Annotated in this window: 13 protein-coding genes; 8 read left to right on the plus strand and 5 right to left on the minus strand. The window is 39.4% G+C overall.

All coding sequences use genetic code 11. The features are described from left to right. Positions 1-99: 99 nt before the first annotated feature. Complete coding sequence (gene rnd, locus AAGA51_RS04640) at positions 100-1,218, plus strand: ribonuclease D (RefSeq protein WP_042486249.1); 1,119 nt, start codon at positions 100-102, stop codon at positions 1,216-1,218. Between the two features lie 76 nt (positions 1,219-1,294). Here the strand turns inward: rnd and minE are convergent, their stop codons facing one another. Genes minE through minC form a run of 3 tightly spaced genes read right to left on the minus strand, consistent with a single transcriptional unit; the run spans position 1,295 to position 3,064 of the window. Beyond that, positions 1,295-1,558 carry a cell division topological specificity factor MinE gene (minE, locus tag AAGA51_RS04645; protein ID WP_042486075.1) on the minus strand — a complete coding sequence of 88 codons (264 nt, stop codon included), beginning with the start codon at positions 1,556-1,558 and terminating at the stop codon, positions 1,295-1,297. 9 nt (positions 1,559-1,567) lie between these two features. Then, positions 1,568-2,380 (minus strand): septum site-determining protein MinD, encoded by an 813-nt coding sequence (gene minD, locus AAGA51_RS04650; protein ID WP_042486072.1) that lies wholly within the window; start codon positions 2,378-2,380, stop codon positions 1,568-1,570. A 21-nt stretch (positions 2,381-2,401) separates the two neighbouring features. After that, complete coding sequence (gene minC / locus AAGA51_RS04655) at positions 2,402-3,064, minus strand: septum site-determining protein MinC (RefSeq protein ID WP_042486069.1); 663 nt, start codon at positions 3,062-3,064, stop codon at positions 2,402-2,404. Positions 3,065-3,255: 191 nt separating this feature from the next. Between minC and AAGA51_RS04660 the strand changes: the two genes are divergently transcribed. Together AAGA51_RS04660 and AAGA51_RS04665 are read left to right on the plus strand one after the other, a co-directional pair. Beyond that, complete coding sequence (locus tag AAGA51_RS04660) at positions 3,256-3,537, plus strand: YcgL domain-containing protein (protein ID WP_042486066.1); 282 nt, start codon at positions 3,256-3,258, stop codon at positions 3,535-3,537. Positions 3,538-3,557: 20 nt separating this feature from the next. Then, entirely contained in the window at positions 3,558-4,529 is a 972-nt protein-coding gene (locus tag AAGA51_RS04665) for a lytic murein transglycosylase (protein WP_042486063.1), read from the plus strand. A 67-nt stretch (positions 4,530-4,596) separates the two neighbouring features. On the opposite strand, the gene folD is transcribed toward AAGA51_RS04665, so the two are convergent. Beyond that, on the minus strand, positions 4,597-5,457 hold the full coding sequence (folD, locus tag AAGA51_RS04670; protein WP_042486060.1) for a bifunctional methylenetetrahydrofolate dehydrogenase/methenyltetrahydrofolate cyclohydrolase FolD: 861 nt from the start codon (positions 5,455-5,457) through the stop codon (positions 4,597-4,599). 778 nt (positions 5,458-6,235) lie between these two features. On the opposite strand from folD, the gene AAGA51_RS04675 reads away from it, so the two are divergent. Genes AAGA51_RS04675 through AAGA51_RS04685 form a run of 3 tightly spaced genes read left to right on the plus strand, consistent with a single transcriptional unit; the run spans position 6,236 to position 11,582 of the window. After that, complete coding sequence (locus tag AAGA51_RS04675) at positions 6,236-7,654, plus strand: tyrosine-type recombinase/integrase (RefSeq protein ID WP_042486057.1); 1,419 nt, start codon at positions 6,236-6,238, stop codon at positions 7,652-7,654. After that, complete coding sequence (locus AAGA51_RS04680; protein ID WP_042486053.1) at positions 7,651-10,971, plus strand: hypothetical protein; 3,321 nt, start codon at positions 7,651-7,653, stop codon at positions 10,969-10,971. Before AAGA51_RS04675 ends, AAGA51_RS04680 begins: the two co-directional genes overlap by 4 nt. Then, complete coding sequence (locus AAGA51_RS04685; RefSeq protein WP_042486049.1) at positions 10,968-11,582, plus strand: hypothetical protein; 615 nt, start codon at positions 10,968-10,970, stop codon at positions 11,580-11,582. Before AAGA51_RS04680 ends, AAGA51_RS04685 begins: the two co-directional genes overlap by 4 nt. A 203-nt stretch (positions 11,583-11,785) precedes the next feature. On the opposite strand, the gene AAGA51_RS04690 is transcribed toward AAGA51_RS04685, so the two are convergent. Then, positions 11,786-12,043 (minus strand): helix-turn-helix domain-containing protein, encoded by a 258-nt coding sequence (locus AAGA51_RS04690; protein ID WP_042486046.1) that lies wholly within the window; start codon positions 12,041-12,043, stop codon positions 11,786-11,788. A 119-nt stretch (positions 12,044-12,162) separates the two neighbouring features. Here AAGA51_RS04690 and AAGA51_RS04695 point away from each other — a divergent pair, with 119 nt between their 5' ends. Continuing rightward, entirely contained in the window at positions 12,163-12,729 is a 567-nt protein-coding gene (locus AAGA51_RS04695; protein WP_042486043.1) for a hypothetical protein, read from the plus strand. A gap of 52 nt (positions 12,730-12,781) precedes the next feature. Next, positions 12,782-13,399 (plus strand): hypothetical protein, encoded by a 618-nt coding sequence (locus AAGA51_RS04700; protein ID WP_042486041.1) that lies wholly within the window; start codon positions 12,782-12,784, stop codon positions 13,397-13,399. The last annotated feature ends 553 nt before the right edge of the window (positions 13,400-13,952 follow it).

Consider the following 13,952-nt stretch of genomic DNA (forward strand, 5'->3'; position numbering starts at 1 on the left):
ATATTTAATGATGTTACAATGCCGACCTAAACCGTCGGCATTTTTGTTCCCATGGAAATCATGCTGATGCCGAAAAGGGAAACTCATAGTGAGCCATTTGTGAATTATCAGATTATTACCCAGTTTAACGAACTAGAGCGTGTGTGCTTATTAGCACGAGACGCCGATGTCGTTATGCTCGATACCGAATTTGTTCGTACCCGTACCTTTTTCCCGCAGTTAGGGCTTATCCAACTGTTTGACGGAGAAAGTCTATCCTTGATTGATCCGCTTACAATGGACGATATGTCGCCATTTACCGAATTACTCAAAGATACTTCCGTTCTGAAAGTGCTCCATGCCTGTGGTGAAGATTTGGAAGTATTTCAGAATGCCTTCGGTTGTGTACCATTTCCAATGGTCGATACCCAAGTGATGGCCGCTTTTCTCGGTTACGGCCTTTCAACAGGCTTTGCTTCTTTGGTGAAGGATCTGCTGGATGTTGAGCTAGATAAAAGTGAATCTCGCACTGACTGGCTGGCTCGTCCTTTATCACAAAAGCAGCTTAATTACGCCGCAGCGGATGTTTTCTATTTACAGCCAATGTATGAGCAACTGCTAGAGAAAGTGACTCAAGCTGGCTGGTGGGATGCCGCGCAGCAGGAATCTGAATTGCTGGTAGAGAAGCGCATTAAGTCAGTCAATCCTGATAATGTGTATTTAGAGATCAAAGGCGCATGGCAGCTTAGCCCTAAAGAGCTAGCAATCTTAAAACCGCTGGCAACGTGGCGTTATCAGGAAGCGGTGAAACGCGATTTAGCCTTGAATTTTGTGGTGCGTGAAAACGAGTTGCTGACTATTGCTCGTCTGGCACTGCGCAGTTCTAAACGTATGATCGAAGAGGGTGTAGATCCACACGCTGTTCGTCGTCATAGCACTAAGCTGATTCAAATCGTGAAAGATGCAATGCAAACTCCGGAAAATTACTATCCAGAGAAGATCGTCCCTCTGATGGATTATCCAGGTTATAAGCAACTGTTTAAGAAGCTCAAAGATGAAGTGAAGGCGGTGTCTCAATCAACAGGTCTTGCAACGGAATTCTTGGCATCGAAAAAACAGCTGAATCAACTATTAAGTTGGGTCTGGAATAACGAGCGTGATCCAGAGCATCTTCCTGATGTGATGAGTGGATGGCGTCTTCCTATTCTTGGCGAACGTTTAGATAAGCTGGTGAATTAAGCGTGTAGCGCTTTTGCGAATAGAAATGAAACAGCCGACAGTGAAGTGTCGGCTGTTTTTTTATGATAATCGCGAATTATTTTTCGTCGTCTGGAAGCTTAACGTTCAGCTCTAGCACTGAAATATCATCATCTTTATGTTCGAAAGAGAGCTCGACCATTGACGGGTCTATTGCCACGTATTTTGCAATCACTTGAAGAATGTCTTCTTTCAGCTGTGGCAAATAGGTTGGCGCAGGATCATTCTGGCTACGACGTTCTGCCACGATGATCTGTAAACGTTCCTTCGCTAAACTTGCGGATGTTTTTTTCTGTGGTTTGAAAAATTCAAGTAAAGACATAGTCGCTGTTTAGCCCCCAAAAAGTCGTTTAAAGATGCCTTTCTTCGGCTCGGTTAGGAAACGGAATTCGATTTCTTCGCCAAGTAGGCGTGATACGGTGTCATCGTATGCCTGACCAGCATCAGACTGTTCGTCGAAAATAACTGGAACACCTTTGTTTGATGCGTTCAGTACTGCTTGGCTCTCAGGAATAACACCCAATAGAGGCACATGCAAAATTTCTTCAACGTCTTGTACGCTAAGCATTTCGCCTTGATTAACACGTGTTGGGTTGTAACGTGTCAAAAGCAGGTGCTGCTTAATAGGCTCCATACCTTGTTCTGCACGTAGTGACTTAGAATCAAGAATGCCAAGAATACGGTCTGAGTCGCGAACAGAAGAGACTTCTGGATTAGTCGTTACAATCGCTTCATCTGCATAGTAAAGCGCCATCAAAGCACCTTGCTCAATACCTGCTGGAGAGTCACAAATGATGAAGTCAAAGCCCATTTCTTTTAACTCATCGAATACGCGTTGCACACCATCTTTGGTCAACGCATCTTTATCGCGAGTTTGAGAAGCAGGAAGAATGAACAGGTTCTCGTTACGTTTGTCTTTGATCAGGGCTTGGTTCAGCGTCGCTTCACCATTGATAACGTTGACGAAGTCATACACAACGCGACGTTCACAGCCCATAATCAAATCAAGATTACGCAAGCCGATATCAAAATCGATAACCGCTGTCTTTTTACCTTTTAAAGCCAAGCCTGACGCAATCGCTGCGCTAGATGTGGTTTTACCCACACCACCTTTACCCGACGTTACGACAATAATGCGTGCCATTTTTATAATTTCCTTTAAAACTTAAATTGCGAGAGATTCGAACAGGAGTGAGTCATCATTCATACTCAGCATGACTTTCTGCTGCCAAAACTCACTTTCAATCTGATCGCTAAGCCAGTAATTCCCAGCAATGGAGACTAGCTCAGCTTGTAAATCGTGACAAATAATACGAGCTTCTTTTTGACCGCTCGCACCTGCGATAGCGCGTCCACGCAGAGTGCCGTGAATATGAATGGAACCATCGGCAATCACTTCAGCACCCGCGCTGACATGGTTAAGGATCACTAAGTCGCCATCTTTGGCATACACTTGCTGACCGGAGCGAATAGGGGTGCGAACCACTTTGGTTGGTGCCATTTTCGCTGGCGCGTTAGTTGGGCTGTTACTGGCGGTCATCACGGCAAAACCCGCTTCAGACGCGAGCGTTTGGCTGCGTTTATCTTTGCAGCCGGAAATACCAACAGGAATTAAGTTTGCCTCGCTGATACCGTTTTTCAGTTGCACAAAATCGATGTCTCCGTCGACTTTAGCGATATTGATAACAACAGGGGCATTTGCAAAAAATGCAGGCGCTTGCGCGATTTTTTGTTTGAGAAAATCTATAGTGTTGGTGATGTGATTGTCAGAAAGGTGTAAAACTGACAAAGTAAAACTACTACCTTTTAGGTCAGGTGTATTAGACATTGAAACGTTGACCTCATAAACTCTTGGCTAGGCGTTGCCTGAGACTAGGGTTGTCATGTTATATTCAGCGCCCATGCGCAGCAAGTTATCTTGCGGTTAATTAAGTGATTTGGTCGCATTTTTGTCGAATCTTGACCATTTCTAGACAAAACTCGTCATTAGTACGTGTTATTTACAATAAAAGGCTCATCATGCTTTGTTCTATCTACAAAAGTCCTAAGAAAGAAGGCACCTATCTCTATATTCCAAAAAGAGATGATTTCTCGCAGATCCCAGAAGCGCTGATGCAAACATTCGGTAAACCGATATTTGTGATGTTGGTTAATCTGGAATCACGCCAATTAGCTCAGGTAAATGTGGAAAAAGTCAAAGCATCGCTGGATGAACAAGGTTTCTTCTTGCAATTGCCGCCACCACCAGAGAATCTATTAGAACAACATAAAGAAAGAAAAGCTCAGAACAATCCTGAGTGAGAATACTCAAGGAGGCTAGGTTGAGAAAATTATTATCAGTGGTTTTGGGGTTAAGTCTTTCTGCGCCCGTATTGTCGAACGAATTGAGTTTCGAACAGTATGTTGAAGGACTGAAACAACAAGCCCGCGAAGAAGGTATTTCAGAGCAGATTCTTCAGTCTGCTTTTACCAACGTAGAATACAAGCCTCGTGCAGTTGTTGCTGACCGTAATCAGCCAGAGAAAAAGAAAACGCTGGATGAATATATTCCAAGTGCTGTGCCGGATTGGAAAGTAAAACAAGCTCGTGCCTTGTATGAAAAACATTACAAAGAGTTGAGCCGCATTGGCGAACAATACGGTGTTCAGCCTCGTTTCATTGTTGCCTTGTGGGGTGTGGAAAGTAATTTCGGTGCCAATATGGGGCGCTTTAGTGTTATTGATGCTCTATCTACTATGGCCTACGAAGGCCGACGTGAAGAGTTCTTCCGAAAAGAGACCATGGCAGCGTTGCAAATCCTTCAGCAAGGCCACATTAAACCTGATGCTATGAAAGGCTCTTGGGCTGGCGCGATGGGGCAATGTCAGTTTATGCCAAGTTCATTCTTAGCCTTTGCTGCCGATGGTAACAGTGATGGTAAGAAAGATATTTGGGGCAGTAAGTCGGATGTGTTTGCTTCAACGGCGAATTATCTGAGCCAGTCTGGTTGGGATGATAAATACACTTGGGGTCGCCAAGTCAAAGTGCCTCATGGTTTAGATAAAAACCTCGAAGGCCGTCAGCCAGAGAAAGGCAAATACTTACGCGAGTGGAACGAGCTGGGTATTACTCGTTATGATGGCAAGCCACTTCCAGCGCTCAGCGATGATATTAAAGCGTGGCTGATTATGCCTGATGACGAAGACGGTCGTACGTATTTGGTTTACAACAACTACAACGTGCTGATGAAATGGAACCGTTCATACTACTTTGCGTTAGCGGTCAGCCATTTGGCGGATAGAATCGTCTATTAGTCTTAATCGACATGCATTGAAAATAGAAAAGGGCTCTTAGAGCCCTTTTTAGTATCTACTTGATCACTTATTTCTTGGTGTGGAATTGTTCACACGCAATCATAGTATTCTCAATCAAACTTGCTACCGTCATTGGGCCTACACCGCCCGGTACTGGTGTAATGAAGCTTGCGCTGCTGCGAGCCACATCGTACTCAACGTCGCCCACCAGTTTGCCACTCTCTAGTCGGTTGATACCGACATCGACCACCACAGCACCTTCTTTGATCCAAGCGCCCGGAATGAAGTTTGGTTTACCCACAGCGACAACTAAGATATCCGCTTGGCGAACATGACCTTCAAGATCCTTAGTGAATCGGTGACAGGTCGTTGTTGTACAACCAGCAAGTAACAGCTCCAGTGTCATTGGTCGGCCAACAATGTTTGATGCGCCAACAACAACGGCGTGTTTGCCGCGCATAGGAATGTTGTAACGATCTAAAAGGGTGATGATACCTTTTGGTGTACATGAACGCAGTTTTGGAATGCGTTGAGCCAGACGTCCAACGTTGTATGGGTGGAAGCCATCCACGTCTTTTTCTGGGTGAATACGCTCTAGTACGTGAGTTGAATCGATGCCAGCTGGTAGAGGAAGCTGAACAAGAATACCATCGATTTCTGGGTCTTGGTTAAGTTGATCAACCAAATCCAATAGTTCTGTTTCTGAAGCCGTTGCTGGTAAGTCGTAAGACTTAGAAACAAAGCCCACTTCCTCACAAGCGCGTCGCTTACTGCCAACATAAACTTGTGATGCAGGGTCTTCACCCACAAGCACTACTGCTAGCCCCGGAGCACGTAATCCAGCTTCTGTTCTAGCTTTTACTCGTGCTGCAACTTCTGAACGCACGGTTTTAGAAATAAGTGTTCCATCAATATTTTGAGCAGTCATGACTTTCCTTCACATTTAGAGCGAAAATTTTTGCGCGCATTGTCGCAGAAATTTTGATGAACATCTATAAGCAAACGTTTGCTTTGGTTTGTTTTTCGGCGTTAGTGGGTTGAGTGGTAAATTTTTAGGCATTTAAATCAGAAACTAAGATAAAGCCGTTGATTTACCATCTTTAACTCGTATAATCCTTTCCCTGTAGCGCGCCCTTAGCTCAGCTGGATAGAGCACCTGCCTTCTAAGCAGGTGGTCACAGGTTCTTATGTATGGTAAAGCTTTGGTGCGTGTAGTTACTATTAGAATAGTCTATATTTAATGTATAGATAGTGGTAGTAGTACATAAAGTAATTAAGCTCCGTTAGCTCAGATGGATAGAGCACCCGCCTTCTAATTTGGCAGAAATGTTTATTTCAAAAATTGGGCTTCACTTAGGAAACTTTGTGAATGTAAGACGTCAAATTCGGGGAAACCTTACTCATTGAGTTGGCAATCCCGAGCCAAGTCCAGCAAGGTCTGGAAAGGTGTAGAGACTAGACGGCGTCTACCTAAAGCATTATTGCTATGGTAAAGGGATAGTCCAGCGCACAAAGCCGAAAGGTGGTAGCGAAAGCTATAGTGTGATGAAGCGGGTGGTCACAGGTTCGAATCCTGTACGGAGTGCCATATTCAAAGAAGAGCATAACTCAGGTTATGCTTTTTTTTTCGCCTATACGACGCACCACTTGCGCACCAATGCGACATAACCTAAGATAAAGTGGTGCGACGAGGACTGGTTGGATATATGGCAAAGTACAGTAGTAAATATGTAGTGAAAAGAATACTCAAGATGGATGATGGGTATAGAACATTCATCTTGAGTATTGTCGGTGGGAGAACGATCACCGAGTATAATTATTTTATCAACCAGCTTAACCGGAGTGATTGCGCATGGAATACTGTGGAAGCTTATGCTCAAGATTTATCTCGTTTTTATGATTACTTATTCTGTGCCGAAGAACTGATTTTCACCGAAAAGTTGTTTAACTCAAGTGAGGGTAAGAACGGATTAGACTGGTCTAATGAACTGGTTCTTCAAACGCCCTTGTCGTTGATTTTCAATACATTTCCTAGCTTCCTTATAGATGGCGCTAATTCACGAAGCTTATTAGCAAGAAAATGTGCTGAAAAGCTTAAGCACAGACCTCTCCGTAATAATACTGCTCAACGAATTATTTCAAGCGTCACCCAATACATCTCTCAGTCTGCGGTTCTCCAGCTTAATTTATTAGCGTATAAAGATATGGATATCATTGATGTGGATATCAGCGCGGATGTATTTGGTAAAGAATTATTAGAGAAACGAGTTCTTACTGAGTTTGAGCAAAGAGCTTTGTTAAAAAATTCATATCTAGCTGGCTGCATACGTTCGGGTTCTAAATATGTAAATTCTAGAACGTTTAAAATACGAGAGAGAACCGAATCAACTATAGATAGAATTGGTAAAGCGTTTCCACTCAAATACGCAGCACATTTTGTTAGATCATTTGATTCATATCGAGATAAAGCGATTTATGCTTTGATTTTTGGTGGTGGGTTAAGACCTCATGAAGCGTATCAAATAAAAATTACAGATATTGATATGCTCAACGAAGAGATATTCTTAAGTGATCCAGGCTCGTTAAGCTTTGCTGAAGGATTTTACAGCCAAGGAAAAAAAGGGGTAGCCCATCCGAAAGTTTATCTTATTGAACCGTTTAAAAGTTTTTTATTCGATGCTATTGATGCTTATTTGCAGTACGAAAGACCGAACTCAGAATCACAATATTTGTTTCTAAAATCGGATAAATTCAATGCCGAACCATATTTTACAGCAACTAGGGCTACAAAGACCCAAGCTTTTAAAGATAATTTAATTAAATGTGGATTAGGGCATTTAGATTTAGGTCCGCATTCTGGGAGACATATGTATGCTTTCTATCTTAGGAACTTCATAGATAATGGAAGTGGAGGCAATGGTTTAACTACGTTACAAGTTCAAGAATATTTAAGACACAAAGATATAGTATCAACAAGAATATATGCAGTAGATGATATAGGTAAATTTGATGCTATCATAAATAACGCAAATAAATTGATTATTGAAAAGGAATTGAGTTTAGACGATATTAGAAACATGGCATATGAACAAATGGCTTATAAATTGCTTGGGGTTGATTTATGATTTTTAAAAATGAATACTCTATTGAAGAGATATCACAGTGCGTAAATGATTTTATTCAACGTTCATTATTAACACTACCCAATCAAATTAAACTAGGTAATTTATTCGATTTTTTGACTGAATTATCTTTATCTGAAGATATAAAGTTGAATCTGTCTAAACTAGAAGAAATATTAATGAATCAGTCATCATATAATACATTTGGTCGACAAGAATTCATTAATATATACGTTCATTCAACAACTGATATCAAGGAAATTGATAAAAGAGCTACTTTTGCTAGACTGGTTTTAGTCCATCTTGCTAGAAATAAAATGTGTACCTTATCTCCTATATTTAAATTGTCAATAAACGATCAGACGAGCTGGAAGACGGTTACTAGTTATAAAGAGTTTTATCCTAATTCAGTTGTTTCATTGCTATCTATGTCTACTGAGAAGAGAGCATTAGACAACAGGGATTTAATAGACCCTAAAATTTTAGATGCTGCATTATCAAATTCAACAAAGTCTGGAGACCTCTATAAATCTATCAATTCAAATTGTAATACTCTAGCTAGATGTTGTTTAGTTGAAGGGGTTGAGAGTATCGAAGATATTACAATTGATGATTTTATAAAATATAGAAACGGTCTTGCTGATGCTGGCGATACTAATGGAATATCTTGTAATTATCTATTTGAACTTATAGATATTGCATATAACAAAAATTTGCTAAATGAGTATAAAAAATCCGACGATATTAAGTCAATGCCTAGAAAGGACGTCGAATCTGGTAGTGAGAGAAATGTTTTATTTGGCAAAAATGTCCAAGTTAAAAAAATCATAGGCGAATTATTCAACTCTAGAAATAATAAAAAGATAATCGTACACCCTGAATTTATTAGACTCCCATATAAAAGAGAAGCGAAAATAGTTGACTATGGATATTGGAGTTCCCAAGGTGGCAGTAATTCAGACTACACTCCTAGCAGTTGTGATCAAGATAATCCTTGGATCATTGCTCAAAATCAATACATTAGATCTATTGCTGGAGAACTATCAACAGAAATTTCTATTTCTCGTCGGTTATCGTTTTTGAATTTATACCTATTTAGTTATTTGCCTGAATACTATTCGAACAATAAAAATGATATATTTCCATATCCAGATGTTCCTTATAAATTTATCGGAAATGTATTTGTTACTCGAAACTTAATATTTGAAAGTGAAGCTTGTATACCGAAGGATTTTAAGTACCCCGTATCTCTAGAAAAGTTTGTTATTGATTTAACTTTGGCTGGGCAAAAAGAAAATACTTTCGCAAATAACGTTGGTAGAGATACAATTGCTGAGTTAAGGAGATTCTTTAGTTATTTAGGGACAATGTCCAGTTTTGAGAAGTATTATGTGAAATCTAATCCATTTGATACTGTTTCTAATGGTTCAAAAATTGGTTTTAAACCAATTAAAAGTTCGAAAAATTTATTTAATATTCGTTATTGGTGTTTGTTGAGACTTTTTCTTAAAAAAGTAACGGAATCTATTCTTCGTGAAAACAAGACTGCATTAAAAAATGGGGAAAGTATAAGTACTAATAGTGTTAAAGTGGATAAGACTATAACGTTTGAAGATGATATTGTATACATTGGTGACGTTGACCTATCTAGTTTCCCTAAATGTAACTTTAAGCGTAATGGCAAGTCATTAAAATTATTCAGGTATCAGCCATGGTCACACTCTGTTTTTATGTCTTACTCTGGACAACGAAATTCTAACGCTTCTTGGGTTGATGCTGATAATGTATTCAGTGGCGTGTCTGATAAGGCTCTTGAACAATGTGAAAAATATATAAATGGTGAGGATGTTGGAGAAGAGAAAATAATCGACTCTTTGCACCCAATAGCTATTAATACAGATAAAGCAAAAAATCACCATTTTGCGACGCATGTACCAACAGAAGTTTTATGTATTCTGTATTTAACTAAGCATATCCGCAGTTTCAATGAATCAGCCTCTTTCAATGAAGCACAGTTTTACCAAGGGAATGAGAATTCTAAATGGGGAAAAATAAAGCCTCTATTTCAATTTGCTAATGTACATTTGAGGGATTTTGAAACCTATTTTGATGAGATAATTGTTGAGTTTGAAAAAACGTTAGTTCGTAACAATATCCGTTTTGAGTCAGTTTTGTCCTACGTCCCATTATACGCGTACTCTAAGGACGAGTTTTTCTATTTAATCAGCAATAATGCATTCGATGAAAAATTCTGTACCGTTGATATTCAATATGAAAATGGTTGCGTTCCATTTATTCCTTTGAAGGCAAAAGCTCGGCAATCACCACATTCATTGCGTGTAGAGGTTGATAGCGTGTTTGTACCAATTGTCGGAGAAAAAGTAGTTTCAGAACTTCTTACCGGTCAAACGGAAGGAACAGTTAGTTTTTACACAAAACCTTTTACTGATGATGCCTCTGCTGATCTGTTGAACAATGTAATATCTTTACTACTTCATAGTAAAGTGGTCAGTGCTAATGAATTTCAATTAGATCCTAGTAAATTTAGAGAAGATGTTCGCAATGGGACAGCTATCGAAAAATACGGTTGTAAAGCTTTTAATTTTGGTAGCGTATCAGATGAATCATTCGGTTTAGGACAGCTTCAACTAGGTGTTTTAAGTGAATTTGCGTTCAATCGAACGCATATTTGCCCGTTTAATAATCGATGCCCAAGAAGTATCATTTCAGAATATGGTGAAAGGAACTGTGCACAGTGCCATTATACAATTACAACTAATAATCATTTACTTGCTATCGGTGCTCATGTTCGAAAGTTGTGTGAAGAAATTGTTGATATTCGTGAGGTTATGAATAGGGGGCAATTGGATGAACATGAGTTTAATGAGCTAGATAGTTCTAAAGCAAGGAAACTAACTGAGGCATCGTTCTGGGTAATTCGTTATGTAATATCTACTGAAAGTGATGATCTTTTCCTTATTACTGCTGAAGGTAGAACTCAACTGATTAAGGACAAACCCGACGATAAGTTTCTAGGAAATAAAGAACTTTATTTCCTGAAACGTTTATGTGAATCGCAGGGAGCTGAGGCGTTGCAAAGCGAGCAATTGAAGAAGAAAGCTTTTCGTTTAGCTCGTCGATTGGAGCTGTTTATTAGCAAATCAGAATGGCAAGCGTTACCAGAGATGACTGAGGTAGATGAAGCGTTAGCTCTATTCAAACACGTTTCTACTATGTACGGACTGTCTTTTGAGCAGCAAATAAGTTTACTCAGTGACAGCAATAAACTCTCTCCACAACTATTGAGTTTAGCTAAATGAAAGCTCTATCGTTAATCGAAGAACAGAAGGCAAATGTTCAAAAACGAAAAGACGCAATTAGTTTAATTCTTGTTGAGTTAGAAGAAAACTCGATAGAACTAAAAAGCATGCGTCAATTGTCTGATTATATAGCGATTCGACTTACCCAAAGTGGTGATTTGTGTTCGGGAACCACATTCAGGCGAAAATCATCGCCTTATAAACATATGTTAGAAGAGCATTTAGGAATTAGAGCATTGCCAGTGTCTGGTGGGAATGCGCTAGACATATTGAAAAAAGACGGTGAAATTAGGCGGTTGAAGAAGCAGGTTGAGGATCAATACAAGGAAATTATTGAGTTACACCAAGAATTACAGAATCGTGAAGTGTTAAAAATCGAGCAACATGCCGCACCCGAGGCAACGATATATTCCAAATCTCAACTTAGCAAAGTAGAGGATGAGTTAGATAGAGCATATGTTGTAGTTGTTGACCTACTACGGTTATTGACGGGTTGCGAGATAAAGCCTAGCGACGGTAAGGTTTATGAAACATTGAACAATACGGTTTTGATGGATAGAGACAACTTTCCAAGATTTTTTGAAATTTATACCGAACACATGGAGTTTTAGTAAGGCGTACAGACGATGTAACGACAGCTATCCCATCAGAAATTTGGCAAGCGACAAGCTTGCCATTTTATTTTCTAAGCCTAAACCACCTTTACTACGATGGTAATTGTCCTTTTGTGCTTGCCAGAAGAGCAACAGATAAGGCTTAAACGTTATGATTACTAAGAAAGATTCTGGATGACAAGATAAGAGGATACTAAGGGCTATTTAGGCTCATCTAGTTTAATCATGTTCGCAATTCGTTTAGGATTTTCTTTCGGTAGCAAATCTAGCACTGAGCAATCTAATGCAGCGGCAATGATGTATACCTTTTCTAAAGTTACTCGACTCTGTGCTCTTTCTAGGCACCCGATATAATTTTTATCAAATCCACAAAGAAGACTTAGCTTCTGCTGAGCGATTCCTTTTTCAACTCTTTGATTTTTTATATTTTTAGCAAATTCTTTTGCGATTATGTTCATTATTATTATTTCGATAAATTGTGAGCCACAAGTTAGATGTGACAGAAATGCCTTTATCGAACATTTGCACTCTCGCAATCAACCTAATATATTAGGTATTTTAAGTGCGGGGATTTTTCATGGTTGGACTTAGAGAGCCTTTCTACAGTGCTATGAAGAGTTTTGAAAATGACTATTTCTTCTTGAATGAGTTTATTACAGAGATAAAGCGGATTTGTATCGCAAGAGATGAGGAAATTTTGGTCAATGACAAACAATTACGACACTTGACTCATAACCAATTGACTCGGCTGTTGAATAAAAATGCATTGTTCCACGATTCAGAGAAGTGGGCGAGAAATGCTCTCTACCAGAAAGCATCTGACTTTGATAACAAGGTTAAGTTGATTCCTGGTAATAATATATCGCGAGTCAAAACTAAAGAGTTGATAGAGTCTTCAAAAGATAAGTTAGCTAGGGCGTTGTTGGAAGTTAAAGAAAATGCTGACTACTTAGAAAAACGAAAATTGCAGTTATATGGTCAGTCTGAAGGATATCAGTTTGCAGGCAATCTGCTGCCGAGCATAAAGGATGTATTAGAACCAAAATTAGAGTCCGTGAAATCAGAGACAGAAAAAATCAGCGGTGTTTTACTAGCGCTGAATGATGTCATTGAAACTTTACAGAAGCAGAAATTAGCACCTTGAGGTGCTACTTCTATGTAGTGAATCAACTAGCTTGAGATGCATTTCGTTTAATATGACTACTACAAAAAAGTTAACTCTTTCACACAAGCATGCTTTTCGTTTGCAGCATTTATTGAGCAATAGAGAAATTCGTGGCTGGAAACGTGATAGCGACGTTTATATAGATGATGGAATGTTCTACGTCGATATCTCCATAGAAGCCTATGTAACGATTTATACGAGCATAACTGGGGTGCTATTCCCTTGGTCAAGTGGAGAGCCTCCTAAGGCATCTCCTGCGAATCTAAAGAACGATTTATCACACATAAATTTCTTACCAAATGCGGTACAAAATCTAGTTGAGTTACTCGAAAGTACGAACGCAAAATTGAAAGTTCATTCTCTATGGCGGTACTCATTCTATGGTGAAAAAAATAAGCTATCTGAATTATTCCTTCGCAATGGATTTAAAGAGAATCATCTTCATCCGGAGTTCTTTGTGGGATTTAAAGGCAAAGATGGCAGCAAAGTTTACGATTTAGAGTTTTCTATTAGTGACAGTTCATCTTCGAACATTGTCATAGATACCAAGCAAATGTGTCTTAGCGATAACTTCAAGCAGCATCTCGTAGATCCGACTGTTGGTTTTAGTTCTAGCGATGTATATGAGATTAGAAAGTTGATTGAGTGACTATTTTCTGAACAAAGTTCACAAGTAACTCTTATCTCTAAGATATTCATCCTTTAAGCAAATTCTTTCGTAGGGTGTAATTGAGAATAGGGTGTTAATTTAAAACGCAACGCATAGTAAATAAAATGCCATACGTTGCGGCTCAATTTAAAGCAGTTAAAAAACTGGTTTATTTCTTAGGTTCTGGTGCCTCGTCTTTTAAGTACCTAGTTCCTGGGGCGTTGGTGCTTTTGGTGGCGGCGGTGCAGGTTTCTTTTCAGACATTTTGAATCCTTACATTTTTCTTTCAGGTCGACCGTTTTCTATTATGCGTCTTGATAGTGGCAGAGCAGACGGTAGTGGAGGTGGAGGTGTTTTGTTCGTCATGAGCACTTCTGCTGGTCGATTAGGCTGTTCTAAGGAAGCCGCTATACGAAAGATTTATGTACGTGCTCGGAGCGTCTGTCATTTACTTTTGTATTGTGGTGTAAACCTCCCCCCATACTTTTCTTCTCGACTTAATTGGCAGATTCTAAGTAACTAACTGATTTATAATAAATATAAAACTAAATGT

Origin of the sequence: Vibrio diazotrophicus, assembly GCF_038452265.1 — a bacterium.
Lineage (GTDB): Bacteria > Pseudomonadota > Gammaproteobacteria > Enterobacterales > Vibrionaceae > Vibrio > Vibrio diazotrophicus.